The sequence below is a fragment of the Mucilaginibacter agri genome (genome assembly GCF_009928685.1).
Lineage (GTDB): Bacteria > Bacteroidota > Bacteroidia > Sphingobacteriales > Sphingobacteriaceae > Mucilaginibacter > Mucilaginibacter agri.
The window spans coordinates 545,206-571,363 of the sequence record NZ_WWEO01000043.1 but is presented as its reverse complement, the minus strand read 5'-3'; the positions used below and the strand labels follow the sequence as shown (position 1 = coordinate 571,363).

The 26,158-nt window shown below is 38.6% G+C and carries 25 protein-coding genes, 1 tRNA gene and 1 pseudogene; 17 read left to right on the top strand and 10 right to left on the bottom strand.

What is annotated here, in order from left to right; all coding sequences use genetic code 11:
* The 17 genes from GSY63_RS15470 (at position 1) to GSY63_RS15390 (ending at position 18,789) form a co-directional block, all read left to right on the top strand.
* Positions 1 to 1,044, top strand: a complete 1,044-nt coding sequence (locus tag GSY63_RS15470; RefSeq protein ID WP_166586709.1) for a ferredoxin--NADP reductase — start codon at positions 1 to 3, stop codon at positions 1,042 to 1,044.
* A gap of 4 nt (positions 1,045 to 1,048) precedes the next feature.
* A complete protein-coding gene (rfbF, locus tag GSY63_RS15465; RefSeq protein ID WP_166586708.1) occupies positions 1,049 to 1,822 on the top strand; it encodes a glucose-1-phosphate cytidylyltransferase in 774 nt (257 codons plus the stop codon).
* Complete coding sequence (gene rfbG, locus GSY63_RS15460) at positions 1,807 to 2,916, top strand: CDP-glucose 4,6-dehydratase (RefSeq protein WP_166586707.1); 1,110 nt, start codon at positions 1,807 to 1,809, stop codon at positions 2,914 to 2,916. Before rfbF ends, rfbG begins: the two co-directional genes overlap by 16 nt.
* Entirely contained in the window at positions 2,906 to 3,952 is a 1,047-nt protein-coding gene (locus tag GSY63_RS15455) for an NAD-dependent epimerase/dehydratase family protein (RefSeq protein WP_166586706.1), read from the top strand. The genes rfbG and GSY63_RS15455 overlap by 11 nt, the downstream gene beginning before the upstream one ends.
* A gap of 103 nt (positions 3,953 to 4,055) precedes the next feature.
* The gene (locus tag GSY63_RS15450) at positions 4,056 to 5,882 is read left to right on the top strand and encodes a thiamine pyrophosphate-binding protein (protein ID WP_166586705.1); all 1,827 of its coding nucleotides are present in this window, start codon (positions 4,056 to 4,058) and stop codon (positions 5,880 to 5,882) included.
* A 6-nt stretch (positions 5,883 to 5,888) separates the two neighbouring features.
* Complete coding sequence (locus tag GSY63_RS15445; RefSeq protein ID WP_166586704.1) at positions 5,889 to 6,752, top strand: acetaldehyde dehydrogenase (acetylating); 864 nt, start codon at positions 5,889 to 5,891, stop codon at positions 6,750 to 6,752.
* A 21-nt stretch (positions 6,753 to 6,773) separates the two neighbouring features.
* Complete coding sequence (locus GSY63_RS15440) at positions 6,774 to 7,715, top strand: FkbM family methyltransferase (protein WP_166586703.1); 942 nt, start codon at positions 6,774 to 6,776, stop codon at positions 7,713 to 7,715.
* A 32-nt stretch (positions 7,716 to 7,747) separates the two neighbouring features.
* Positions 7,748 to 8,779, top strand: coding sequence for a 4-hydroxy-2-oxovalerate aldolase (gene dmpG / locus GSY63_RS15435; protein WP_166586702.1), 1,032 nt, complete (start codon positions 7,748 to 7,750; stop codon positions 8,777 to 8,779).
* On the top strand, positions 8,760 to 9,824 hold the full coding sequence (locus tag GSY63_RS15430; RefSeq protein ID WP_166586701.1) for an NAD-dependent epimerase/dehydratase family protein: 1,065 nt from the start codon (positions 8,760 to 8,762) through the stop codon (positions 9,822 to 9,824). The genes dmpG and GSY63_RS15430 overlap by 20 nt, the downstream gene beginning before the upstream one ends.
* A gap of 15 nt (positions 9,825 to 9,839) precedes the next feature.
* Positions 9,840 to 11,144, top strand: coding sequence for a lipopolysaccharide biosynthesis protein RfbH (gene rfbH, locus GSY63_RS15425; RefSeq protein WP_166586700.1), 1,305 nt, complete (start codon positions 9,840 to 9,842; stop codon positions 11,142 to 11,144).
* Between the two features lie 3 nt (positions 11,145 to 11,147).
* Positions 11,148 to 12,500 (top strand): MATE family efflux transporter, encoded by a 1,353-nt coding sequence (locus tag GSY63_RS15420; RefSeq protein WP_208094555.1) that lies wholly within the window; start codon positions 11,148 to 11,150, stop codon positions 12,498 to 12,500.
* A 12-nt stretch (positions 12,501 to 12,512) separates the two neighbouring features.
* Entirely contained in the window at positions 12,513 to 13,463 is a 951-nt protein-coding gene (locus GSY63_RS15415; protein WP_262887365.1) for a glycosyltransferase family 2 protein, read from the top strand.
* Between the two features lie 128 nt (positions 13,464 to 13,591).
* Complete coding sequence (locus tag GSY63_RS15410) at positions 13,592 to 14,233, top strand: acyltransferase (RefSeq protein WP_208094554.1); 642 nt, start codon at positions 13,592 to 13,594, stop codon at positions 14,231 to 14,233.
* Positions 14,234 to 15,331: a glycosyltransferase WbsX family protein gene (locus tag GSY63_RS15405; protein ID WP_166586698.1), complete on the top strand. Its 1,098-nt coding sequence runs from the start codon at positions 14,234 to 14,236 to the stop codon at positions 15,329 to 15,331. It abuts the gene before it with no gap.
* Positions 15,321 to 16,352, top strand: coding sequence for a glycosyltransferase family 2 protein (locus GSY63_RS15400; protein ID WP_166586697.1), 1,032 nt, complete (start codon positions 15,321 to 15,323; stop codon positions 16,350 to 16,352). The genes GSY63_RS15405 and GSY63_RS15400 overlap by 11 nt, the downstream gene beginning before the upstream one ends.
* Positions 16,352 to 17,710 (top strand): O-antigen polymerase, encoded by a 1,359-nt coding sequence (locus GSY63_RS15395; RefSeq protein ID WP_166586696.1) that lies wholly within the window; start codon positions 16,352 to 16,354, stop codon positions 17,708 to 17,710. Before GSY63_RS15400 ends, GSY63_RS15395 begins: the two co-directional genes overlap by 1 nt.
* Entirely contained in the window at positions 17,707 to 18,789 is a 1,083-nt protein-coding gene (locus tag GSY63_RS15390; protein ID WP_166586695.1) for a glycosyltransferase family 4 protein, read from the top strand. The genes GSY63_RS15395 and GSY63_RS15390 overlap by 4 nt, the downstream gene beginning before the upstream one ends.
* A 124-nt stretch (positions 18,790 to 18,913) precedes the next feature.
* Here the strand turns inward: GSY63_RS15390 and GSY63_RS25215 are convergent.
* The 10 genes and pseudogenes from GSY63_RS25215 to GSY63_RS15340 form a co-directional block, all read right to left on the bottom strand.
* Positions 18,914 to 19,190: pseudogene (locus tag GSY63_RS25215) on the bottom strand (ATP-binding protein); the annotation flags it as partial.
* A 287-nt stretch (positions 19,191 to 19,477) separates the two neighbouring features.
* Positions 19,478 to 19,870 carry an Arm DNA-binding domain-containing protein gene (locus GSY63_RS15380; protein WP_166586694.1) on the bottom strand — a complete coding sequence of 131 codons (393 nt, stop codon included), beginning with the start codon at positions 19,868 to 19,870 and terminating at the stop codon, positions 19,478 to 19,480.
* Positions 19,871 to 20,115: 245 nt separating this feature from the next.
* Positions 20,116 to 20,188 (bottom strand) — tRNA-Lys (locus tag GSY63_RS15375).
* Between the two features lie 95 nt (positions 20,189 to 20,283).
* Positions 20,284 to 21,315 carry a WD40/YVTN/BNR-like repeat-containing protein gene (locus tag GSY63_RS15370; RefSeq protein ID WP_166586693.1) on the bottom strand — a complete coding sequence of 344 codons (1,032 nt, stop codon included), beginning with the start codon at positions 21,313 to 21,315 and terminating at the stop codon, positions 20,284 to 20,286.
* Between the two features lie 118 nt (positions 21,316 to 21,433).
* Positions 21,434 to 22,987, bottom strand: a complete 1,554-nt coding sequence (locus tag GSY63_RS15365) for a phosphatase PAP2 family protein (RefSeq protein ID WP_166586692.1) — start codon at positions 22,985 to 22,987, stop codon at positions 21,434 to 21,436.
* Positions 22,988 to 23,010: 23 nt separating this feature from the next.
* Positions 23,011 to 23,958, bottom strand: coding sequence for a hypothetical protein (locus tag GSY63_RS15360; RefSeq protein ID WP_208094553.1), 948 nt, complete (start codon positions 23,956 to 23,958; stop codon positions 23,011 to 23,013).
* A gap of 194 nt (positions 23,959 to 24,152) precedes the next feature.
* The gene (locus GSY63_RS15355; RefSeq protein ID WP_166586927.1) at positions 24,153 to 24,587 is read right to left on the bottom strand and encodes a DUF2147 domain-containing protein; all 435 of its coding nucleotides are present in this window, start codon (positions 24,585 to 24,587) and stop codon (positions 24,153 to 24,155) included.
* Between the two features lie 66 nt (positions 24,588 to 24,653).
* Complete coding sequence (locus tag GSY63_RS15350) at positions 24,654 to 25,022, bottom strand: response regulator (RefSeq protein WP_166586691.1); 369 nt, start codon at positions 25,020 to 25,022, stop codon at positions 24,654 to 24,656.
* Positions 25,023 to 25,137: 115 nt separating this feature from the next.
* Positions 25,138 to 25,431: a putative quinol monooxygenase gene (locus GSY63_RS15345; protein ID WP_166586690.1), complete on the bottom strand. Its 294-nt coding sequence runs from the start codon at positions 25,429 to 25,431 to the stop codon at positions 25,138 to 25,140.
* A gap of 91 nt (positions 25,432 to 25,522) precedes the next feature.
* Positions 25,523 to 26,101 (bottom strand): thymidine kinase, encoded by a 579-nt coding sequence (locus GSY63_RS15340; protein WP_166586689.1) that lies wholly within the window; start codon positions 26,099 to 26,101, stop codon positions 25,523 to 25,525.
* Between the last annotated feature and the right edge of the window lie 57 nt (positions 26,102 to 26,158).

Below are 26,158 nucleotides of genomic sequence, written 5' to 3'. Positions count from 1 at the left end.
ATGCTTTATTATACATTAAAAGTAGTAGAAATAAGGCCCGAAACGAGTGATACCGTCACTTTGGTTTTTAAGCAACCTGCCCTAAAAAAACTCAAATACGAGCCTGGGCAGTATTTAACACTTATTTTTCGTATCAATGGCCGCAGGTATATCCGCCCCTATTCATTTTCTTCCGCACCTTTGGTTGATAGTAATATCGAAGTTACTGTTAAAAGGGTATCTGGCGGGATAGTTTCAAATCACATCATTGATAAAGTACAGATTGGTGACATGATAGAAGCCATGGAACCGCTGGGTGATTTTACATTGAATAATGAATTTGTAGATGATCAAACTCACATCGTGTTGTGGGGTGCAGGGAGTGGCATTACGCCTTTAGTATCAATAGCTAAGTATGCATTGCACACCAGGTGCGTTAAACATGTTACCCTTGTTTATGGTAACAGAACGACGGAAAATGTAATATTTAAAAACACCATCAACCAGTTAAAACTTTCATTCGGTGAGCTCTTTTCGCCCTGGCATTTTTACACACAATTTTATGTTTCTGCCGATGAGCCTTACGTTGTAAAAGGCAGAATAGATGCTAAAACCGTTTTGAAAGTAATGGGGAAAGAAAAAGATCTAAGTAATACCGTTCATTATATCTGCGGCCCTGCCGGTTTAAAGGAGTCGATAAAAGAAACATTAAAATATTTTGGAATCAATGATAATCTAATCCTTTCAGAAGATTTTGAGATTGAGCGAGATGCTAAACTCTTAACAGATGTAATTACCAGAAATGTAATTTTAAATTGCAATGGCCAAAGCACTGAAATTAAAGTCATTAAGGGCAAAAGCATTTTAGAGGCAGGGCTTGATGCTCTGCTCGAGCTCGACTACTCGTGCCAAACTGGAAATTGTAAATTATGTAAAGCCAGGATAAATAAAGGCGAAGTTAAAATGGTTGGCGTTAAACTGCAACATGACGAATTAAAACCAGATGAATGTTTAATGTGTTGCAGTTTTCCGTTAACGGAATCAATAGAACTATCTATAGAATAAATATATGAAAGTAGTAATACTTGCTGGCGGTTTAGGAACAAGGTTATCCGAAGAAACTGCGATAAAACCGAAGCCTATGGTAGAAATTGGTGGTATGCCTATTTTATGGCATATTATGAAAACTTATTCAACTTATGGCTTTAACGACTTTATAGTTTGCCTGGGTTATAAAGGATATATAATCAAAGAATACTTTGCTAATTATTTCTTGCATAAATCAGATGTAACTATCGACCTGAAGGATAACTCCATCAAGGTGCATGACTCACAAGCAGAGCCCTGGAAAATTACTTTAGTAGATACCGGAACTGATTCGATGACAGGTGGAAGGATTAAAAGAATACAACCTCATGTTAATAACGAAACATTTATGCTGACGTATGGAGACGGTGTTAGCAATATAAATATTGAAGAATTAGTAAACTATCATAAAACACATGGCAAATTATGTACAGTTACCTCTGTACAACCGTCTGGGCGTTTTGGTGCATTAGATTTAGATACAGATATGACCGTAAAATCTTTTTTAGAAAAGCCTAAAGGCGACGGGTCATGGATAAACGGTGGATACATGGTGTGCAACCCCGGCGTGTTTGACTATATAAAAAACGGCGATGCTACCGTTTGGGAACAACAACCCATGGAGCAAATTGCCTCAGACGGCGAAATGAAAGCCTACAAACACCCAGGTTTCTGGAGACCGATGGATACCTTAAAAGACAAGCACGATTTAAATGCGATGTGGGACAATAATACTGCCGTATGGAAAACCTGGTAAACGTTGTTGCAAAACTAAAAGAAACGTACAGTGGTAAAAAGGTATTTCTAACAGGCCATACAGGATTTAAGGGGGCTTGGCTTTTAAAAATATTAAACTTTTTAGGTGCCGAAGTTAAAGGATATGCATTACCACCGAAAACAAATAATGATTTATATAACCTTATAAATGGTGATAGCATTTGCGATTCTGTAATTTCAGATCTGCGTGATGCGACCGCGCTAAACAAAGCTGTTACGGAATTTCGGCCAGATTTTGTTTTTCATTTAGCAGCACAACCGCTTGTAAGGCTATCTTATGAATTTCCTGCCGAAACATTTGCAGTTAACGCAATTGGTACAGCTCACCTATTAGATGCGCTTAGAAATTTGGCTAAGCCCTGTATTAGTGTATTAATTACAACCGATAAGGTATACCATAATAACGAATGGCTTTATCCTTATCGTGAGAATGACAAACTGGGTGGTTATGACCCCTATAGTGCAAGTAAAGCTTGTGCCGAGCTGGTTATTGACTCTTATAAGAACTCCTTTTTTAATAAAGCCACCTACAGTCAGCACCAGCAAGCAATTGCAGTAGGCCGTGCCGGTAATGTTATTGGAGGTGGAGATTGGTCTAAAGACCGCTTAATACCGGATATAGCAAGGGCTTTGGGGGGGAAGCAAACTATCATTATCAGAAACCCGTCGTCGGTACGTCCATGGCAACATGTTCTGGAGCCCCTTGCGGGCTACCTGTTATTAGGGGCAAAAATAAATGCAGATCCCATTAAATACGCCCAACCCTACAATTTTGGCCCATATGCAGAAGACGCATTAACCGTAGAGGAAATGACAAAGCTTGCGATAAACTTATGGGGCGATGGGGTTTATGAAGTTTTAGAAGCAAAAAACCAACCTCATGAAGCCGGTTTATTGAAATTAGATATTAGCAAGGCAATTAACGACCTCAACTGGAAACCAAAGCTTTCGGCTGCGGATGCTGGTAATTATACGATTAACTGGTATAAGCAGTTTTATAATAGTCCGGAAACTATTATTGATTTTACTGAACGCCAGATCAATGATTTTTTTAATTATGACAATGATGAATAAAATCATAGAAGAAGATCTATTGTCGATATATGACGCTGAAATTGATTGGGAACTATTTACCAACAAAACAGTATTTATTACCGGCGCTAGTGGGTTTTTACCTATCTATATGGTTAGAACGTTATTATATCTAAACCGCGTTAAACCGCTAATAAATGTTAACGTTATAACCCTTGTTAGAAATAAGGAAAAAGCAGAGCAAAAATTTGCCGAATTTTTAACCGACGATCACTTAAAAATTCTGGTACAAGATGTTTGTACACCTGTAACGCTAACCGAAAAAATAGATTACATTATACATGCAGCCAGCCAGGCTAGCCCTAAATATTATGGTGCTGATCCTGTAGGAACACTAAATGCCAACGTAACAGGCACACTTAATATGTTAGAACTAGCCAGAAAAAATGACGTTATATCTTTCCTATATTTTAGTTCGGGCGAGGTATACGGCCATGTTACTAATGAGCATAACCCTGTTAAAGAAAATTATTATGGTTATTTAGACCCCACTATGGTGAGGGCTTGCTATGGTGAGAGTAAACGAATGGGCGAAAATATGTGTGTAAGTTATGCGCATCAATATGGTGTAAACGCTAAAATAGTTAGGCCATTTCATACTTATGGGCCTGGCATGGATTTAAACGATGGCAGGGTATATGCTGATTTTATTGCCGACGTTTTGGCCGGCAGAAATATACAGATGAAAAGTGATGGTTTAGCAACCAGGGCTTTTTGCTATTTAAAAGATGCTACCATAGGTTTCTTTACGGTGCTTTTAAAAGGTAAAAATTCGGAAGCCTATAATGTTGGTAATCCTGATGAAGAATATAGTATTATTAAATTAGCAGAAATTGTTGCCGGGTTAGGAACGCCACCGCTAAAAGTGATTAGGGTGAGTGTTAAAGCTGATAATAGCTATCTCAATAGTCCGTTGGCTAGAAACACACCGAATATAGATAAGATGAAAAATTTAGGTTGGATGCCTAGTACAGGAGTTGTTGAAGGATTTAAGAAAGCGCTTGAAAGTTATTGCTAAATTTGGATTTAACTACAGGCGGATAATAAGATAACCAGTGTTTATTACAGATTAATTGTGTAGTAATGGGGATAAATAAAATTTTATAAGTCAAGTTTATATAATGAAAATAAGTGACTGGATAGCTGATTTTTTGGCTGAAAAAGAAATTAAACATGTATTTGGCATAATTGGGGCTGGTAACGCTCATATTTTTGATTCTATACAGAAAAAAGGATATACCGAAATTATATGTGTACATCACGAGCAGGCTGCATGTATGGCCATGCAAACCTATTATCGTACAAGTGGCAAGGTAACCGCAGCTTTATTAACAACAGGTGCGGGATCAACTAATGGTGTAACCGGTGTAGTTAGCGCCTGGGCTGATTCTATACCAGGTTTAGTAATATCCGGTAACGAAAACTCGAAATTTGTAGAACTACATAAAGATGTGCGTATGTGGGGCGTACAGGGTTATGATAGTGCATTGATGGTTAACAAAGTAACCAAGTACTCAACCATGGTTATAGAGCCAGAACAAACGCGTTACGAGCTTGAAAAAGCTTATGCGCTTACCACACATGGCAGGCCTGGCCCTTGTTGGGTTGATGTACCCATGAATATCCAATCGGCTGTTATAGATGAAGCAAGTTTAATTGCTTATGATACAAGTACGAATCCGGTACTGGATATTAAGGTAGAAAGCACACTAGATACTGAAGTATTAAGCCTGATTGAAAAATTAAAGACGGCTAAGCGACCATTATTTTGGCTTGGGCACGGCATAAAACTGGCAGGTGCACAGGCTTATATAACACAGTTTTTAGACAAATATCAAATCCCGGCTTTAGTTACCTGGGCCGGTATTGACATGGTTGATTCTAACCATCCATTAGTATATGGACGTGCAGGTACTTATGGACAGCGTTGCGCTAACTTTGTTGTACAAAACTGCGATTTGCTTATTTGTGTAGGTACACGTATGGCTATATCGCAAATAGGTTATGATATAAATGAACTGGCCAGGGACGCGGATATTGCTGTAATTGATATAGATAAGCACGAAATTGATAAATATGAAGAGCGCTATAGGTTTAAAATAAACGCAGATGCCAAAGATTTTCTGGAAAGAATGTTGAAGTTTACTCCGGACTCTATTTCAGGGCAATTTGAAGATTGGATTAAGCAGTGTAATATTTATCGTAAAAATTATCCATGGGTAAATAGTACCGATCATCCTGATAAGGATGGGTTTATAAACTCCTACTATTTTATGGATAGGCTGCATAATTATTTGAAAGCTGATCAAATAATAACAACGGACATGGGAACAGCATTGTTAAGCGGACACCAGGTTTTAAAAATTAAAGATGGGCAACGCTTAATGACATCTACAGGTTTAGGCGAGATGGGCTATGGGTTACCTGCAGCTATCGGAGCCTCGATAGCCCGTGAAAGAGGCGAGGTAATGTGCTTAAATTGCGACGGCGGCATGATGATGAATTTGCAGGAGTTACAAACAATGGTTCAACTTCATTTGCCTATTAAGCTGTTTATTTTTAATAATGATGGCTATCTGATGATTAAGCATACCCAAAATGCTCTTTTTGACGGAAGACGTGCGGGAGTTGATAAAAAATCAGGCGTATCATGTCCGGACTTTAGTGCCTTGGCTAAGGCCTTCAATATACCTGCATTCCAAATAAGAACATGGGAAAATTTTGATACCATATTACCCCAAGTTCAAGAGATTGATGGGCCAGTTATTTGCGAAGTGTTTATGCATCCACAGCAGATGTTCGTACCAAAACTTTCGCTGGCAATAATGCCTGATGGCACGCTGGTTTCTCCTCCTTTAGAAGACCTGTCGCCGGTTATTCCGCGCGACGAACTAAGGGAGAATATGATTATTGGAATACACCCCAAATCTGAAAACATAATAGTTTAATTACTCATGAGCAAATTACGGGTAGCAATTTTAGGTAGTGGAAACATCGGGACAGATTTATTAATAAAAATCCAACGTTCGGAGTACCTGGAGTGTGCGCTTTTTATAGGCCGAAATTTATCATCGCCAGGCATGGCTAAGGCTATAAGCCTGGGGGTAAAAGTTTCAGACCAAAGCATTGATGCAATTGTTAAAGATCCTGACTGCTGCGATTTGGTTTTTGATGCCACTTCGGCAAGGGATGCAAAACATCACTGGGCAATATTAAAGGAGTTAGGCAAAATTGTGGTAGATATGACGCCAGCAAAGCTGGGCGGCTTGTGTATCCCGGCTGTAAATCTCGGCGACGCGATTGAACAACAGAATGTAAATATGGTTACCTGTGGCGGACAAGCCTCCATCCCTATCGCATATCTTATAGGGCAAATACACCCCGAAGTTGAATATATTGAAGTTGTATCAAGTATATCGTCCAGAAGCGCGGGCCCTGCTACACGCTTAAATCTTGATGAGTATATCGAAACCACAGAAGAAGGAATAAGAATATTTTCTGGTGCGAAGCGCACAAAGGCGATATTAAACCTAAACCCTGCTAATCCTTGTATTGATATGCAAACAACTATATTTGCTAAGGTTAAAAATCCCAATATAAAGGCATTAACCGAGGCGGTTAACCAGATGGTTCAAAAAATTAATTCGTATGTGCCTGGTTACAATTTGCTGGTGTCACCAATTTATGAAAACGAACGAATTGTAGTGATGGTTAAAGCGCAGGGACTTGGAGATTATTTGCCGAAATATGCAGGTAATTTAGATATAATTAATTGTGCAGCTATTGCCGTAGCAGAAGAATATGCTAAGAAAAACTAAACTTATAAAAATATTATTTTAATGTCATTAAAAGAAACAAGAGAGCTTTACATCAACAAACAGATTAGTAAGGCAGAATACATCAATAAAATGCACGAATTTCATTTGTTGCAATTTGAGTACGCTGATTTTTTATCTCAAACAGATATTTGTAAAATTACATTAGAGGGTGGCAAAATGATAATGACATCGGGTGCAACCTCTTATCACCCAGGTGGTATCAGCTTTTATTGTGACAGAATTGATAATAGAGAGACCCCTATAGAAACGTTTAATTTTGGCACTTACGAACCTGAAGACTCTGCAATGTTATATGCACTGATTGAGAAAAACTATACGGTTCTGGATATTGGCGGCAATATAGGTTGGTACACTAACCATATTGCCGCTATATTAAGCGATGGTAAGGTTTTCGGGATTGAACCAATACCAGAAACTTTTGCCAAACTAAGTAATAATGTAGCGCTAAACGGATTTGGAAATATTAAACTAGAAAATTTCGCTTTCTCTGATAAAAAAGATAAGATAAAGTTTTACTATTCTCCATTAATGCCTGGAGCTTCTTCTGCTGCGAACATTACAGAGAACAGCGAAATACAAGAGCTGGAGTGTATTACAAACACTGTTGATGCTTATGTCGAAGAAAACAACATTGATAAAATTGACTTTATTAAATGTGATGTAGAGGGCGCTGAATTTATGGTATTTAAAGGGGCAAAAGATATCTTATCGCAACACAAGCCAGTTGTTTTTGCAGAAATGTTACGTAAATGGGCAGCTAAGTTTGGTTATCATCCAAATGATATGATAGCTTATTTCAATACCCTTGGTTATAACTGTTATGTTACCGACAAGGATAAGTTAAAAGCTATAAGAATCGTTGACGAACACACCGTAGAAACTAATTATTTCTTTTTACACCCTGGGGCTCACGCCGAAAAAATTAATAAGCTGGTTGTTTAAGTTCGCTGTCAGTTATAATTTTTGTTATTAAAATGAGTAAGCCATATATACTGATAAGTGACCCTACCCTACGCGATGGTAATCATGCTGTAGCGCACCAATTATCAGCAAAACAAATTGCAATATATGCAGCTGCTGCGGATAAGGCCGGTGTGCCAATTGTAGAAGTTGGACATGGTAACGGTTTAGGCGCCTCGTCGTTACAAGTAGGCGAGAGTTTGGAAAGCGATGTTGTTTTATTAAAAACTGCACGTAAAAATTTAACCAATACTAAATTAGGTATACACGTTATACCTGGTTTTGCAACCATAAACAGGGATCTCAAGCTGGCAGTTGATATAGGCGTAGACGTAATTAGGATAGCTTCTCACTGCACCGAAGCTGATATTACACAAAGGCATATTGGTTATGCCCGCGAAAGAGGTAAAGAAACTTATGGTGTATTAATGATGACCCATATGGCTACCCCCGAACTATTGGTTGAAGAAGCTCAAAAAATGGAATTGTACGGTGCCGAAGGCATTATTATAATGGATTCGGCAGGTGCTTTTTTGCCAGGAGATGTTGTCGACCGCATTACAGCTTTGGTTGACGGATTATCGATCCCAATAGGTTTTCATGGCCACAATAATTTAGGAATGGGTATTGCCAACTCGCTGGCTGCTATAGAGGCGGGTGCTACTATGTTAGATGGCACAGCTAAAGGGTTTGGTGCCGGCGCGGGTAACGCCCAAATAGAGGTGCTGGTTGCTGTTTTAGAAAAATTAGGATATGCTACTGGTATTGATCTTTATAAAATTCTTGATGCTGCAGATTTAGCAGAGCGAGAAATTATGCCATTAGTTCCGGTTATTAAATCTGAAAGCATTATTAGCGGGCTTTCGGGCGTATTTTCTGGATTTTCTAAACACGTTAGTCGCATTTCGAGTGAATATGGCGTTGACCAGCGCGATGTTTATCGTAAATTAGGGAAAAGAAAAGTTGTAGCAGGCCAAGAAGATCTAATAATTGAAGTAGTTTTGGAGCTGGTAAAAATCAGGAAGAATGCAGCAAGAGTTAATTAAATCTTTACATAATGATTGCTTACAATCATTATGTGATTATCAGGAATCGTTAGAAGTGCTGAGAAATCAAGTAATTCTTGTTACAGGCGGAACAGGATTTATGGGAAAGTGGATAGCTGAAGCCGTTTCATTATTAAATGAGGAGTATAATTTCAACATTAAGCTTTATTTGCTTGCCCGTAATATAGATAATTACAAAGACGAAGTACCTCATTTAGCCGACAAACCTTTTCTACATTTAATTGAGCAAGATGTAAGGAACGTTAACAACTTGCCCGAAGATATAAAATGGATTATACATGCAGCGTCTTCGCCCGATAGCCGCGAGCACATATCAAATCCATTAAAAACGATTGATACTATTTACAAAGGTACCCAGGCACTATTAGAATCTTGTTTGCGATTGCCTGAGTTAACGAAATTTTTGTATATCAGTTCTAATTATGTATATGGACAGGTATATACAGAAACAGCTTATATTAAAGAGAATCACTTCGGTTTCTTGGATAGTAATTCGGTAAGTGCAACTTATGGAGAGGCCAAACGCCTGGCCGAAACTGTTTGTGCTATATATCGTAATCAACAACAGTTTCCTATTGTAACTGTACGGCCTTTTGCTTTTTTGGGCCCTTATCAAAGCTTAGAGAAACCTTGGGCGATTAACAACTTTATCAGAGATAGTATTTTAGGGGGGCCAATACGTATTTTAGGAAATGAAAACACAATAAGAAGCTATTTGTATGGAAGCGACGTGGCTTTTTGGTTGCTTAAAATTTTAGCGCAAGCCAAAACAGGTGCAACTTATAACCTGGGAGGGGAAGAGCCCATATCATTACATGGCCTATCAAAGAAAATAACATCTAACTTTAACAATAAAATAGATGTTATTATAAAATCTTCTAAGCAACCTTCAACCAGTCCTGTCCTATCTGTCCCTGATATTACAGCCATTAAAAGAGATATTGGGGTTAAACAGGTATTTAGTTTGGATAAAGCCATCAGTAAAACCATTGAGTGGCATAAAACTGTTAATCAAAAATCATAAAATATATATTTCTTTATGAGTAATTATAAAAATATTGACGCAAATATTCAATCATCATTATCGTCAATAATAGCTACTAATGTGAGCAGGCCAATAATTGCAGGTCAGAATTATATTCCTGTAACCGGTAAAGTATTAGATGAGGAGGATATATTAATGGGCGTTGATGCCGCCTTAGATGGCTGGTTAACCGCAGGGCGTTTCGCAAATGATTTTGAATATAGTTTTGCAAAATACTTTGATGCTGCAAAAGCATTACTGGTAAACTCCGGATCATCTGCCAACCTGGTAGCTTTTTATGCCCTTACATCTCCAAAACTTGGCGATAGGGCAATTAAACCCGGGGATGAAGTAATTACCGTTGCTGCCGGATTTCCGACTACTGTAAATCCAATTATCCAGTTTGGTGCAATACCTGTTTTTATAGATGTAGACATTGCAACGCACAACGTTAAAGCTGAGAATATTGAGGCGGCTGTTTCGCCTAAAACCAAGGCTATTATGATTGCGCACTCGTTAGGCAATCCATTTAACCTGGATGAGGTTTTACGTGTGGCTAAGAAATACAATTTATGGGTTGTAGAGGATGATTGTGATTCACTTGGAGCAACTTACCGGGGCAAAAAGACTGGAACTTTCGGCGATATATCTACATTTTCATTTTATCCTGCCCACCATATTACTATGGGCGAAGGAGGAGCCGTTTTAATTAATAACCCCGAATTAGCAAAAATTGCCGAAAGCTTTAGAGATTGGGGGCGCGATTGTTACTGCGAACCAGGTAAAGACAATACCTGCGGCTGCCGCTTCTCACAACAACTTGGCACACTTCCTTTTGGATACGATCATAAATATACCTATTCACATATAGGTTTTAACTTAAAGGTTACAGATATGCAGGCTGCCTTTGGCGTATCTCAATTAAAAAAGGTAGACCATTTTGTACAACGCCGCCGCGAAAATTATGCTGCTTTGTATGAGCGTATGAAAGAGTTTGAAGAAATCTTCATTTTACCAGAACCAACCCCTAATAGTGAGCCATCATGGTTTGGCTTTTTACTAACGCTAAGGGAGGGTGATGCTGCAGATCGGCATATGCTTGTTCAGCATCTCGAAGAGCAGAAAATAGGAACCAGATTATTATTTGGCGGTAATTTGCTTAGGCAACCGGCTTATGCAAATATTAATCACAGAGTATCTGGCGACCTAACCAATACAGATATTATAATGAATCAATCTTTTTGGTTAGGTGTATGGCCCGGCTTAAATGAAAGTCATTACGATTACATAGCCCAGGTTATAAAAAATTATATCAGTTAAAGAGTGATTTCATTTGCAAAGAAAATTGGCAGTAAGGTTGGTGTAGATGGAGCGGTAGCTTACACAATACTTAGCAGGATTATACAAGCAGGGGGTGGATTAATCTCGATATTTTTTGTTACGAGATATCTATCATCCGATGAGCAGGGCTATTATTATACGTTTGCAAGTATTTTGGCTATACAAGTATTTTTTGAATTAGGGCTAAGTGGAATAATTACCCAGTATACCGCTTACGAAGCCACTCACTTAAAATTAACAAGTGATTTAAAATTTGAAGGAGAAGTTTATTACAAATCCAGGCTTTCTTCTTTACTACGGTTTTGTGTAAAGTGGTTCGGTATAATTTCTATAGCACTATTTATGATTTTAATATTTGCAGGATTTTATTTCTTCGCACGCTTTGGAAATAAAACTGTAGCAGTTAACTGGCAATATCCTTGGATATTACTTTGCCTGGCCACATCTTTAAACCTGTTTATTGATCCGCTGTTAGCCTTTTTCGATGGCCTAGGGATGGTAAAAGATATGGCCAGATTTAGGTTTATACAAAAAGCTTCATACTTTATATCGTTTTACGCCCTATTTTTCTTTGGCTTTAAACTTTACTCAGCTGCAATTGCATCTTTAATAGCTATAGGCATTAACTATGTCCAGATAACATTCTCTGGTAAAATCAAGATATTATATTTTATTTGGAAAGACCTTAAAGAATGGACTCTGAATTATTATAAGGAAATTTTTCCCTACCAATGGAAAATAGCAGTGAGCTGGATAAGCGGATACTTCATTTTTCAACTTTTTAACCCGGTATTGTTTGCAACAGAAGGCGCTAAAGTTGCGGGCGAAATGGGTGTTACCTTATCTGCACTTAACGGTGTATTATCAATCTCTTTAAGCTGGATCAACACTAAAGTTCCACTTTTTTCTAGTCTGATTGCAAAAAAAGAATATGAAGCACTTGATACTAATTTTAATAAAACGGTTAAAAATGCCACCCTCATATGTTTAGTGAGCCTGGTAATATTTATCGCATTTATTTACATATCTCAAATGCTGGGCCTAAAAATAGGTTACAGATTTTTACCATTCATCCCTCTCCTATTACTTTGCATTATAACACTCGTTAACCAATACGTATCGGCACTTGCTACCTACTTGCGTTGCCACAAAAAGGAGCCGTTTTTACTGTCATCTATCGTAATGGGTATTTTAACTTGTACGTCTACCTTGATGTTAGGTAAAATGTTTGGGTTAAATGGTATCGTATGGGGTTATTCATCTTTAATTATTTTAGTTTGTTTACCCTGGAGTTTATGGCTATTTATTAAAAACAAAGCGGCTTGGCATTATTAATTGTATAAGTATATGATCTATTTGTCCATATGTATTCCAACCTATAATCGTAGTGGTTTGTTAGCCGAAACCATAGAAAGTATAATTAATGAGCAGGAGTTTCTTGATACCGACGAGATAGAAATTGTGGTGTCAGATAACTGCTCTTCAGATAATACTACGGACGTGATGTGTAGCTATCTGGAAAAATACCCCAATAAAATTAAGTATAATCGAAATAAAGAGAATATTATAAGTTATAATTTCGAAAAAGTATTAAGCCTTGGATCGGGAGCTATTCTAAAATTAAATAACGATACATTGCCTTTAAAAAAAGGCAGTTTAGGCACAATGTTAACCATAACTAAATATTGTGTTGAGAATAATTTAATCCCTTTTTTCTTAAATGAACGGTTACCTGGGGCAGAAAATAGAAAAATATTAGATAATAAAGTATCGTTTATTTCAGCAATATCATTCTGGTGTACCTGGGTTGGTGCTTTTAGTATCTCAAAAAAGGCCTTTGATAACCTTACATCTTTTTCAAAGGCTGCTGCACTAAACCTGACGCAGGTTGACGTGCAAATGCAGTTACTTAACAAAGGTCATCGTTATTTACTGGTAAACGATCACTTATCATTATCTGTTGCACCGCCACAAAAGGGAGGTTATGATTTAACTGAAATATTTATAACCAATTACTTTTCGCTACTGGATGAGTATTTTATAACTGATGATGAAATCAAAGCATCTGCCAAAGAAAAAAACAGGACGCTTTATAAGTTCTTGCTACCATTTTTTTTGGATATTTATAAATCGGCCCAAAACAAAGATCAAGTTTTTGTTTTCAGCAACCATAATTACAAAGAGCGAATTAAAAAAGAATTTTCAAAATACACCTACATCGCTTTTGAACTCAAACTTTTTTTTGAAATAAAAAAGCTTGACTTAAGAAAAACAGTTAAAAAATTAATAGGAAAGTAATAGACTTCCGAAATTTTTATTTTTAAGTATCAACTACCTTCTTATTATTAAATTACATACAAAACAAACTTTAAATTGGGCTACATAAGTACCATATTTATACAGATATAATATTAAGTGTTAAGCAAATGGTAAATAAAAGGAAGGTATTAGAGTCAATAATTTTATTTTTTTTAACAATACTACCTGCTAAGTTTATCCAGTATTTAAGTAAAAAGATATCTGGCTTTTTTCAAATATGCTATGGTTGTTATTTAAAAATGCTCTTAAATAAATTGGGCGATAATTTCGCATTCGAATATCCTGTAATATTGAAAGGCCCTCAATATATAGAAATAGGCGATAGATTTTCCAGCAGGAGTCATTTTCGTATTGAAGCCTGGGATAAATTTCAGGATAGTACTTACACACCCGAAATTAAAATAGGTAATAACGTTATTTTTAATTTCAACTGTCATTTAGGAAGCATTAATTTAATTAAAATTGGTAACAATGTTTTAGTGGGTAGTAATGTATTAATTACCGATCATACCCATGGAGAAGTTACTAACAGCGCGCTAGCTATTATCCCATCAGAAAGGCCATTATATTCAAAAGGAGCCGTTATTATAGAAGACAATGTTTGGATTGGAGAAAATGTGTCAATATTAGGAAACGTACACATAGGGGAGAACTCAATTATAGGAGCTAATTCGGTTGTTACCTCAAACGTACCCGCCAATTGCGTTGTAGGCGGCATTCCATCAAAAATAATTAAAAGATTAGTCTAAATGTCTGAAAATAGCAAAAACAAGGCCCGCGTTATAGCATATTATTTACCTCAATTTCATCCGGTACCAGAGAATGACGAATGGTGGGGAAAAGGATTTACAGAATGGAGAAATGTTGGCAAGGCCAAACCCCTATTTAAAGGACACTATCAACCCAGGGTTCCTGCTGATTTGGGTTACTACGATCTTAGAGTACCAGAAACCAGGAAAGCCCAGGCCGATTTAGCTAAAGAACATGGTATTGAAGGCTTTTGCTATTGGCATTATTGGTTTGGAAATGGCAAGAGATTGCTTGAAAGGCCATTTAATGAAGTTTTGGCAAGCGGTGAACCCGATTTTCCATTTTGTTTAGCCTGGGCCAATGAAAGCTGGAAAGGCTTTGCACATGGGTTAAAAAACCGGAATATGCTTATTGAACAGTTATATCCTGGTGTGGAAGATTACACTGCACACTTTTATACAGTGTTGCAAGCTTTTAAAGACGATCGGTATATTCAAGTTGATGGTAAGCCACTCTTTGTAATTTATTTACCCCTGGCGCACCCGGAGGTGAAAACTTTTATGGAATGCTGGCGAAAACTGGCCAAAGAAAATGGACTTAAAGGCATCTATTTTGTTGGTCAAACTAACGGAATAAACAACTCGGCAGACGAAGTCTTAGAGGCTGGTGTAGACGCGGTTATTACCACCCGCCTTATTGCCTTTTTTAACAAGCGTAACATTCAGCAAAAATTAAAATCGAGGCTCAATAGGCTGTTTAAATCAGTCCCATTAGTTTACTCCTATAAAACGATGGCGAAATATTTTTTGGATGATGAAGATCGTCGCGAAAATATAATTCCAAGTATTATACCAGGGTGGGATCATACCCCACGAAGCGGCGTAGAAGGTTTAGTGATTTCTAATACTACTCCAGAGTTTTTTGAAGAACATGCAAGCCGTGCAATAGATATGGTTAAAGAAAAAGACCCACAGAAACGCATCGTTTTTCTAAAATCGTGGAATGAATGGGCAGAAGGCAACTATATAGAGCCCGATCTTAAATGGGGAATGCAGTATTTACAGGCGTTGAAAAGAGCAATCACTAATGGAGACTAAGTTATCTGTAATAATCCCTGTTTATAACGCGCAGGCATTTCTTGAAAAATGTATCGAAAGTGTGTTAACACAAAGCTTTACAGATTTTGAATTAATTCTTGTAAATGACGGCTCTGTTGATGCAAGTGGACAAATTTGCAACAGCTTTGCGGCAAAAGATCACAGAGTTAATGTAATTCATCAAAAAAATCAAGGTGTTTCAAATGCTCGTAATAATGGCTTAAACAATGCTTGCGGGCAATATGTTGCTTTTATTGATAGTGACGATTGGGTTGAACCTGATTTTTTTCAGGCATATTTTGATGAGTTAAAAAATAATCCGACGCAATTGATGTACCAGGGTTTTACTAATGATTTTCATGACCGGGTAAGTTATTTGCATTTACCCCATAAAAGATACCGGGATGAATCTATTACAGAGGCATTGTATGAGGTTGAATTTAGAGAATGCCTGGGAGGAGCCTGCAACAAATTATTTGAAAAGAAAATTATTGAAGAAAATAAAATTCGCTTCGATCCGCAAATAAGTTATGGAGAGGATAAAATTTTCACATTACAATATTGTTTAAACATAAATTCTATAACTTTATTAGATTGCTGCTATTACCATTATAATAGAGCGCAAGATACTTCCTTATCTAATACCCACCACTCAAGCAAAAAATTAGAAATATTATTAGAGATAGAACATAAGCTATTTAATAGAATAAACGAGAAGTATTTTAATGAAAAATTTCTTAAAGCCATCAATGGTCGTTATGTGTCCTTTAGTAAATATGCTTTAATATCCATGTACCGCCCCACAGAAAATAGAGATAAATCTGATCGTTTAAATTTATTGAAAAAGATTCATAGATTTATGAACAGCAATGTGTTTGATACCTCTTTTGACAGAGACGTGCCTAAAGTTGGTGGCTTTTTAATTGGCTTGAAAAGCGATTGGGGATTAAAATTAATGATGAGTGTACGCTATCGCTTTAATAAGATTTATCTTCTGTTCCGTTCAGAAAGAACTAAATAATGGAACTAAAACCATCGCAGTTAGTAAGTTTTGTGTTACTTCTCGAAGCAATATTGGTGTATTACTTCGCCCCAACTACCTATAATTACGGTTATAGCGTATTTTGCTCAATTCTGTACTTTATAAATATAATTGCATTTTTTATACTTAAAAGAAAGAAAAATTATCTTGATTTCGATTCAGTTTTTTTTGTGGGTTATTTCTTTGTAACCCTTTTTTATCCTGTTTTCATGTATGAAAACGACCCTACTCGTTTTTTCGCGTTTCAATTCGATTTTGACGCCAATGTTATCCCTCAAGCATCTGCACTTTCATTATTAGGAATCACTTCTTATATCACCGGTAGTTTTTTGTACAGCAAGCCTGCTAATAGTCAATCCGGGTACGTTTCTAAAAGTTATGTTCCTAATCAGCATTTGAGCTATTTTGCCAGCTTTATATTTATATTATACGTTTTATCAGGAGGATATACTGCTTTAAAAGGCGCTTATTCGGGCGATGGGGCTCTGGGCTCTGGCATGGCAAACTACATATTTATTTTTGTACCTGCATTTATACTATCGGCCATTATACTTGAATTTAATAACCTGCAACACAAAAATCCATACGAGTTAAAATTAAAAAACATAGGCAAAACTACGCTCATAGCTGCCGGTTCAATAGTATTTATAATAATAAGTACAGGAAGCAGAACAGTTCCAATGCAAATTATCTTACTTGTAGCTGGTTTATACACATTGTTTTATCGGCCTGTATCATTTCCCAAATTCATTTTGTTAATTATTGTAGGTATGGCATTTATGTTTCTTTTAGTTTTGCTCAGAGGATATCAGCAAGAAGGAACATTTTCTGTTGTGGACATTGCAATGGATCTTATAATTAATAATAGAAATAGTTACACAGCTATTGAATATGTTAACAAGAGTGGGTTAACCTATGGGCTTTCTATGTCCTCTTCTTTTTTGGCACCGGTTCCCTTTCTGCAAAACTTTGTTATTTCCTTATGCGGATTAAATCCTTTTGATATGTCTTCATCTATCGTAATAACTAAACTTACATTGGGCGAAGTTGGTGAACTGGGTTTGGGAACAAATATTATAGCCGATATCTATATGTCATTTGGCTCGGTAGGTGTTATAATGTTAATGTCGGGATTAGGTTTTTTTATAAGTATGATGTTGGCTAAAGCAACAAAAAATATTTATGCATTAGTATGCTATGGCGTAATGATGTCTTATGCTGTATTCCTGGTAAGAGCCGAATTCTTCTTTTTCCTCCGGTATCTGATATGGAGCTTGATAATCGTTTATTTATCAAGGCAATACAAACTAAAATTTAGTATATATAAAAATAAATGAAAATATTAATACTTCTGGGGGATATTACCAAAAGGGGGGGAACTGAGCGTACAACTTGTGTTTTAAGTAGTATTTTAGCAACACTAAATTACGAGGTTTTCATTATTAGTTTCAGCTCCTCAAATGAGGATACGCCATTTTACAGTTTCGGAGATGAGATTTATATCAAGCATCTTAATTTGCCCAGTATTCCTATTAAAATTACTAAAAAACCGAGATGGTATTTATCCGCATATAAAAATTTACAAAAACAGGTTTCTTTATTGTCGCCACAACTTATTATAAGTACTGGGCATAACTTCAATACTATTTTGCCATTTGTAAAATCTAAGCAAAAGATCAGGATAATAGGGTGTGAGCATTGGGACTTTTCTAATCTTCCGCGTAGTACCAGATTTTTAATGAAACTGTCATATAAATATTTGGATGCCCTTGTAGTGTTAACCGATGCCGCTAGAGAGAAAGTCAAAGGTTTAAATAAAAATACTGTTGTTATTCCTAACGCCTTGCCATTTTTAAGTGATCGTATATCGGCACTTGATAGCAAAAGGATCCTTTTAGTTGGTCGTTTGAGCCAGGAAAAGGGCTACGAAAGATTAGTTCCTATAGCTAAACATTTAAAAATTAAATATCCAGATTGGCATATCGACATTTTTGGAGAGGGAGAGCTTGAAACCTATTTAACCGGGTTATTTAAAGAAAACGAAGTGGATGATTATATCACTATAAATTCACCTATAAAAAATATTGAAAACGAATATTTAAAAAGTTCAATCTATCTGATGGTATCGCATAATGAGGCAATGCCAATGGTAATTCTCGAAGCTAAAAGCTGTGGCGTTCCAATTATTGCGTATTACTGTGAAGGCACAGGGGCATTAATAAAAGAGGAAAAAGATGGGTTTATAATACAAAATAAAAATCAGAACGGTATAGTAGAAAAGCTAAGCCTGTTAATCCAAAATGAAAAACTGCGAGCTGAAATCGGGGCAAACGCAAGAAGAAATGCGCTGGAGTACTCTACCGAAAATATAGGCAAAAAATGGAAGGCTGTAATTGATAGTTTCCAATCCAGGTAAACAACTTGTGAAAAGGATTAACTGTATATTTATGGTGATAGTGACCACCCTGTTTTGGGCTAAATTGCCCCAGAGACCTTTTGGGTTACAGCAAATGCTATAAAAGCACATACAAAATAATTATTTAAAAGGTAATTTCATTGATGGCTGTTTCCGGATCTATGTTACTTTTTCTTCTCATAGATTCTTCCTTTAGCTCGATACGGTGTGCATCATGAACAATCCGATCAAGAATCACATCTGCAACCGTTTCTTCACCGATCACTTCAAACCATTTGCTCACAGGCAACTGCGAAGTGAAGATCAGCGAGGTCTTACCGTGCCTGTCCTCAGATCTCCATTAATGTCGCCCTATTTTGTGCGTCTAAAGGCTGTATACCAAAGTCGTCAAGCATGAGAAGTTATTATCGTTCGATCTTAGCCGGCGCTTTCATAGGAGCGGTCCGCCACTTTTTTCATTTTGATCGTGAATTGGCAAAGGGTCATTACTGACCCATTCCATATTCCGCCCCAAATGCACCATCTTCCTAAGCCTTTTAATGCACTTTGCCCCCTTTGTCATTCAAAGGCTAGTGGTAGCTCTGTGGCCGGTGGCTACGAAGAAAAGCATCAAAGCCCTAGATAAAACCGTGATCGAAATCTTTTAGCAAGAGGTCGTCCGCGTGGTAATTAGCCGCAACAAAAGCGGTCAGGTAGCACTGGGTAACGAAGTAATGTTTAAGGATCGTAAGGCCAATCTTTTGCCCGCCGTTCCACTATGATAGGTCATCAGCTTATTGAGTGTGAAGGCTTCGTCGTCCTGACCCAGGAAGGCATTTTTCACAGCGCGTGTATTGACTAGTTTTCCCTTTAACAACAGCCCCTCGTAACAGTTGTCCAGTGACAACCGCACCTCATCCAGATAAGCATTGATCATCCGGGCTTCCTCCCGGGTGCAATTTGCCCCTCCCTTTCCGAAATCCCAAACTTCTAAACTAATGTCCTGTTTAAGTGCAACAAACGCTTTTTCCTTATTCACGGTGATAGCCGCATAAATTGGATTTAATAGTGAAATAAACCCGGAACGTTTGCAAAGTTTCATACGGTATAAAATTTAAATCCAATTGTTGGTTAAGCTCTGAATTATTGAATGCCGGCTTCGAGAATACCAAACCCCATAAAACATTCATTCATAAATCGTTGGCATGTTTCAAACCCCTAAGGTAAAAACTACTCAGAGGTGTTCAGAAACCTGGCTTTAGTGAGGGTTATTGAAAAGATAGTTAATGAAAAAGCCCTCTAAACAAGTAGTTTAAAGGGCTTTCGTTTTGCCGGAGGGCGTGAATGTGATCCCGCTGGGATTCGAACCCAGGACCACTACATTAAAAGTGTAATGCTCTACCAGCTGAGCTACGGAATCATCTAACCGTTTCCGATTAAAGTGGTGCAAATATAGGATTATTGAGCTTTAAGTGCAAGCCTAATCTTAAATTATTTTTAACTTTTTATTAATGCTTAATTATGAGACACATACGCATCCAGAACAGCTAATTGTCCTTTATCTCCGGCCAGCAAAACCAAGGTACCCCTAGCTGCCTTTTTGCAAACATTAAAGCTTTCTGTGTTTATTTGCTTCCAATTCTTTCCACCGTTGGCTGTTATGTTAGTACCCGAGGTGCCTGTTGATAAGAAGTTTGACCCGCCCAGCCAGCACACTCCCGACTGATATCCCATCGGCATTGTATTGCTCAACCGATAATTGTTATCTGCCTTATCAAAGTAACACGCAGTAGAATCACGATTATTCAGTTGCTTGTAATTACCCCCTACTACAACGGTATAGCCTCCCCCATCTGCGGTTGCAAAAGCACCTTTGCTATCGGCACCATGTGTTAACGGCAAATCTGCGATCGTCCAGTTGCCGGCTTTTCCTTTAAACATCCTGGCTACAGGGCCGCCGGTTACTATCTTGATGCTTTTATCTTCTTTTACAATATTAATACAGGTGCCACTGGCGGCAAATGCGGCCTCATTGGGTAATGCTACCGGAGCAGATTGAGATTGCTGCCAGACTTTGCCATCATTGGTTTCGAGCATAACAAACTTTCCATCAATAGGGTCGCCGAATGCTACGCCATGTTTAGCATCAAAAAAATCCATCCCATCTAAAAAGTAAGCTTTATCATCATTACGATAATTTACTTCCCAGTTTTCACCGCCATCTGTTGTCTGCATAATTAAAGCCGGCGTACCCGCACTCATAATTACAGCCCGTTTATCAGAAAATGCTTCGATGTCCCTAAAATCACTTTTCTCAAAACCTTTAACCTGTTGCCACTTCCAGGTTTTTCCTCCATTTAAGGTAAGGCCCACATATCCTTTACTTCCGCTTATCCAAGCAACATTGTTATCAACTATTGACATACCCCTGATGCTGCAATCGGGCCCCTGTTCCAACTTTCTGACAATTTGAGCATGGCTAACCTTGCCGACCATAACCAGCCACACCATTACAGCAATATATCGAACAACCGTTTTCTTAACCATATCTATATTCAAACCAATTTAAATGCAGCTCTAATCTACAACCAATATTTAGAGTACAAAAAAAGCCGCAAACTAATGTTCGCAGCTTTCTGAGAGATTTGGATTTATAGTTGGTTAATTATTGGTCGGCTCCATCAGCTTTTGCGCGCGCAACGGCGTAATCTCCTACCTGTTTACCGGTAACTAAACCGGCATCGCAATCGGTGCGATAGTGAATAGCTCCGTACAATCTCGACATGGCTGCTTCGTGGGCCATATCTGTAAACTTAGTGCCCCTATCAGGCAGCAAATAAGTTAACACAGTTGCGGCAGCGGCACTAAAGTTAGAGTGGCCCGAAGAATATGACGGGAAGTTAGGGATACCTGTAAGCGTTTTAATATTAGCATCGGTTTGTGTAGGGCGTGGATTAAAGTAAAAATACTTGGTGTCCCAGCATACAATACCGGCATCCATTTCGGCCATGTTAATCAAGGCCAGGTTACGTGCCCAGCGCACTTCGCTATAATTTTGCTTTACAAACTCTTCGGCGGCAATGGCATTCCAGTGACCCGGCGGCGAGTAGGTTCCAGCACCATCGGCCCAAAAAGCTACTATAGCTTTGTTTTCGCGAGTAGCATGCTGGCTGTAGTACAACACCTCTTCGGTTTCTTTTTTAAACTCGTCAGAACTGGTTGATGGCGGCGGGCCCGGTCTCAAACTAGCTACGGTGGTAGCGGGGAATAAAAAAGGCACTACCTTACCAAACAATGGCAGCATTGGCGGGCGTTTAGGATATTCCAAACTAATCCACGGCACCTGGCCGGTGGCAGCGGTATTAGTTTCCAGTTGTTGCCAGTAGGCAGGCGTACCAATGGCTGCACCAGCGCCGTCTGTGCGAGCACGCGCAGTAAATAAACCTGCCACCTGCCTGCCTAGAGCTTCTCCGGCATCCCATTCTGCACGTGTATTGGCACCAGAAATCAGGCGATACATTTTTTCATCCGCTTCCTTTTGTTCAATATAGGCTATCTCCGTCGGGAACAGCAGCTTCATCATTTCAATCACTGTTCCGGCAACCACGGCATCTTCCGAAGGATATGAAGGCAAATCTGATTTGGGGATCAACGCCTGTACTCCTGCATCATTTTTGTAAGGGGCAGGCCTGTTATATAACACCTTATAATGCCATGCAGCTATAAGCGCATCGTACTGCGCAGCGCTTACATAAGCATAAGAGCGTGCAGCATACGGCGGATTAGAAAACGGGAATTGCGGGTAAGCAAACGGATTGGCTGCACTTGGCGCAGGATACGTGCCGTCGCTATTTTGATAGGGCGGCAGGTTATGCTTTGCCACCAGTTCGCGCAAAATTTCGTTCCAACGTAAAACAGAACCAGCACTCCAGTAAGCAATAAGTTTGCGTTGATCGTCTGTAATATCGCGTTGCAAGGCTTTGATCTCGTTTAAATCGGCAACGTAGGCTGGCGAAGTAACAGCATCGGGTGCAGCGACAGCAAACTGGCTATTGCTGGTTAATAGAACCGGCTTCCAATTCTCTGCTTTAAGATCAAGAGATGATGGCGTTAACGGGCTAAACTCCAGGTTATGCTCAACGATATCTTTTTTGCACGACGACATTCCGATCATCACAATCGCCAGTGCGGGTAATATGTAGTAAAAATTCTTTTTCATTATGCTATGCTAAATCCTATAAGCTATTTCTTGTCCTTCTTCTCTTTCTTAACTGAAAATAAATAGTAGATACCGCCATGTATTGTTGTAGTTTGACCCACGTTGCGGCCGTGTAATACATAGTCGCCACCGGCTGTAAGCTCCAAGCCGGCCGGCTTACTAAAGGTGTACTTAAAGTTAACCCCGGCACTGGTGAAGTTCATTTTATTGCTCGGAAAAGGCATGTCGTTTTTACGGATATCGAAACCGCCAAGTGTGGTATTGTTATCTACTACTGCCTCCGCAATCCAGCTTTCGCTACGGTAACCTGTGCGGAAGTTGTAAACCGCTACGTTAGGCATTTTCACTTCGTCGGTGTAATGCATTTCGGTAGTATAATAAGAGTTTCTGTCGATGGTGATATTGCTGCGGCGTACATACTGAGCAGACCCGGTAACGAAGAAATTGCTCAACTGATAATCGGCCATAGCGCGGCCCATAATGTTGGTACTGTGCACCCCGATTGAAAGGGGCAGAAAATCAGCAACATAATTGCTTAAGGGAACCGAAACACTACCAATGGCATAAAGCGATATTACGCCTTTACCAACCTGTGCTTCTACCGGCATATATTTAACCGAGGCCATAAGGTCTTGAATACCTTTCTGGCCTTCGAGCGTACCCGCCGAAGCATGGGTGGTAATATAAGGCAGGCTTACCAAAACGTTTAATTTGTTTGATACACCATAGTTAGCCATCAGGCTATACATCTGGGTAGTAAGTGTGCCGATATTTCCGTTATCGCGTTTAAAGGTACCCTCCCAGTAATGGTCCCAGCTGCTGTGGCCATACATTACCCCGGTACACAAATAATTTTTAGGAATCATAATTGCATCAGCTTCGGTTTGAGCCGATGCCTCACTAAATAAGGCGACGAAAAAGGACAAAGCAATAAAGTACTTGCTCGTTTTAACAAGTAAAGGTTTAATCATATATGGTCTAAAATTGGGGTAAAAATCCAGTCGCAACAAAATCGTTACACAACAAATTTATCATTCCGGTTCATTATTTCCAAACATATCTTTCTAAAAAGCTATGTGTATTATCGACACAAAGTCAGTTAGTTACAAACAAAAAAAGATGGCCTGAAGCCATCTTTTAAATATCATTTATTTCTGTTTGTCTTCTACTCCACTCTCGTCCAAACCTCGGTACGGCCTAGCAATGAGATGCCGATATAACCTCTTATTTTTAGCTTGGTGCCATCTATAGCCATTTTACAACTGTAGGTTTTACCGCTTTTAGGATCGTATATAGTTCCGTTTTCGTAAACCTTATCCCCATCGTAGGTAAAATCTTTCAGCAACTCTAAACCCAACTCAGGGCGGCTGCGTAATGATGCGTCTGGATTCTTTACATCTGTTTTTGGCTTGCCATTGGCATCGTTGGGAAATTTTATCCAGGCAAGTTTACCAAAGTATTTATCGCCTTTTTTGTAAATCTGCACCTGTCCTTCGCCACTTGGGTTAAGCCATTTGCCGATGATTGCATCGCCATTTTGCGCACTTGCAGATAGCACAAATAATATAAGCATAGAAATGCCTAAAGAAAGTTTCTTCATCATAAGTTTAAAATTGGTTAAAACGAATATAGGCCTTCGCTAATGGAGTTACAACTATGCCGGAAATTACTTTGCGAATTTTTTAACGATGTTGCTTAAATCGTCCAGATCAAATGGCTTTTTTAAATAGCCATCAGCAAGCCCTTCCTCTGCAATTTCTTTGATATTACTTACGGCCGAAATCATTACTATAGGTATATCTCCGGTTGCCGGATTGGTTTTAAGACTCTTGCTCAATTGCTGACCATTAGGATCGCTTTTCCAGTCGGACAACCAATTGTCTAGTAAAATCAGATCTGGTTTTATCTCGTTGATATTCTTTAAGATTTTAGCCCCTTCCGAGTCAACTACTTCATACCCCAGTTGCTTTAAAAAAAGGGCAATAGTATCCCTTATATCTTTATCATCCTCAATAACCAGAATTTTTTTAGACATGGCTCATAGTCGATTATAGCATCATTTAAAGTATGGCATCGCCATAATATGTATCAGATTAACAACCGGATATGGCTATTTTGTTTTAATAGCAAAAAATTTTTCTCGATTTCAGTTAAATCAGCCGCTTTAATTGACTGTTTTTGGGCGGACACGCCTGCAAAACCGGAACAATACGAATGAAGTGTTTGTATTGAGGCGAATTTTGATGCCGGCCTAGAGCATCCTCATCGGCCCACTCTTCGAGCACTATATACTCGCTTTGCGAATCTTTGGGTTGATAAATTTCATAAGACATACATCCGCCTTCCACAACGGATGTATCAAAAAGCCGCTTCAACTCCTGCTCAAATGTATCTTCGGCATCGGGGTTGCATTGCCAAATATTCATCACTTTCACGCTGCTCATAACTGGTAGGTTAATAGCTTAATAACGCCAAAACCCGTCAGTTGGTTCAACTAAGTAATTTTGTAACAGCATTGTGAAATTGAGATGGCAATTAACCCGCATTAAAGCAGGCGCGGCAGCGTGGCTCGTAACTTTCTTTTTCGCCAAGTAATACGCGGGCACCGTCGGGCACCAACCTGTAGGAATAAAGAGCTGGGCTGCCGCACTGTACGCAAACTGCATAAACTTTGGTAACAGACTCGGCCATGGCCATAATAGCAGGCATAGGGCCAAAGGGATTACCTTTAAAATCCATGTCCAAACCGGCAACAATAACCCTGATGCCGCGGTTGGCCAGCACGTTGCATACATGCGGCAATTCTTCGTCAAAAAACTGGGCTTCGTCAACCCCAACAACGTCAACATTGTCTGAGATCATGAGCAACAAAGCAGATGAGTGATCTATCGGAATAGAAGGAATAGCATTTTGATTATGCGAAACCACGTTGGTTTCATCGTACCTTACGTCGGTTTTGGGCTTAAATATCTCTACCTTAAGCTTTGCGATCTGTGCACGTTTTAGCCGCCTGATCAGTTCCTCGGTTTTGCCCGAAAACATAGATCCGCAGATAACTTCTATGCTTCCGCCAAGCTCACTTTTTCTCCTAAAAACATCTTCACTGAACAGCATGTATAACTCCTTAAAGCCTGCTAATATCAGAATTTAATACTACTTTTGAATAGCATT

Coding starts and splice junctions, on each gene's coding strand:
- GSY63_RS15395 (WP_166586696.1), top strand. CDS start 16,352: ATGGAACTAAAACCATCGCAGTTAGTAAGTTTTGTGTTACTTCTCGAA.
- GSY63_RS15430 (WP_166586701.1), top strand. CDS start 8,760: ATGCAGCAAGAGTTAATTAAATCTTTACATAATGATTGCTTACAATCA.
- GSY63_RS15390 (WP_166586695.1), top strand. CDS start 17,707: ATGAAAATATTAATACTTCTGGGGGATATTACCAAAAGGGGGGGAACT.
- GSY63_RS15350 (WP_166586691.1), bottom strand. CDS start 25,022: ATGTCTAAAAAAATTCTGGTTATTGAGGATGATAAAGATATAAGGGAT.
- GSY63_RS15470 (WP_166586709.1), top strand. CDS start 1: ATGCTTTATTATACATTAAAAGTAGTAGAAATAAGGCCCGAAACGAGT.
- GSY63_RS15445 (WP_166586704.1), top strand. CDS start 5,889: ATGAGCAAATTACGGGTAGCAATTTTAGGTAGTGGAAACATCGGGACA.
- GSY63_RS15440 (WP_166586703.1), top strand. CDS start 6,774: ATGTCATTAAAAGAAACAAGAGAGCTTTACATCAACAAACAGATTAGT.
- GSY63_RS15400 (WP_166586697.1), top strand. CDS start 15,321: ATGGAGACTAAGTTATCTGTAATAATCCCTGTTTATAACGCGCAGGCA.
- GSY63_RS15345 (WP_166586690.1), bottom strand. CDS start 25,431: ATGAGCAGCGTGAAAGTGATGAATATTTGGCAATGCAACCCCGATGCC.
- dmpG (WP_166586702.1), top strand. CDS start 7,748: ATGAGTAAGCCATATATACTGATAAGTGACCCTACCCTACGCGATGGT.
- GSY63_RS15370 (WP_166586693.1), bottom strand. CDS start 21,315: ATGGTTAAGAAAACGGTTGTTCGATATATTGCTGTAATGGTGTGGCTG.
- rfbG (WP_166586707.1), top strand. CDS start 1,807: ATGGAAAACCTGGTAAACGTTGTTGCAAAACTAAAAGAAACGTACAGT.
- GSY63_RS15365 (WP_166586692.1), bottom strand. CDS start 22,987: ATGAAAAAGAATTTTTACTACATATTACCCGCACTGGCGATTGTGATG.
- GSY63_RS15355 (WP_166586927.1), bottom strand. CDS start 24,587: ATGAAGAAACTTTCTTTAGGCATTTCTATGCTTATATTATTTGTGCTA.
- GSY63_RS15410 (WP_208094554.1), top strand. CDS start 13,592: ATGGTAAATAAAAGGAAGGTATTAGAGTCAATAATTTTATTTTTTTTA.
- GSY63_RS15455 (WP_166586706.1), top strand. CDS start 2,906: ATGATGAATAAAATCATAGAAGAAGATCTATTGTCGATATATGACGCT.
- GSY63_RS15405 (WP_166586698.1), top strand. CDS start 14,234: ATGTCTGAAAATAGCAAAAACAAGGCCCGCGTTATAGCATATTATTTA.
- GSY63_RS15340 (WP_166586689.1), bottom strand. CDS start 26,101: ATGCTGTTCAGTGAAGATGTTTTTAGGAGAAAAAGTGAGCTTGGCGGA.
- GSY63_RS15380 (WP_166586694.1), bottom strand. CDS start 19,870: ATGAAACTTTGCAAACGTTCCGGGTTTATTTCACTATTAAATCCAATT.
- GSY63_RS15415 (WP_262887365.1), top strand. CDS start 12,513: ATGATCTATTTGTCCATATGTATTCCAACCTATAATCGTAGTGGTTTG.
- GSY63_RS15360 (WP_208094553.1), bottom strand. CDS start 23,958: ATGATTAAACCTTTACTTGTTAAAACGAGCAAGTACTTTATTGCTTTG.
- rfbH (WP_166586700.1), top strand. CDS start 9,840: ATGAGTAATTATAAAAATATTGACGCAAATATTCAATCATCATTATCG.
- rfbF (WP_166586708.1), top strand. CDS start 1,049: ATGAAAGTAGTAATACTTGCTGGCGGTTTAGGAACAAGGTTATCCGAA.
- GSY63_RS15450 (WP_166586705.1), top strand. CDS start 4,056: ATGAAAATAAGTGACTGGATAGCTGATTTTTTGGCTGAAAAAGAAATT.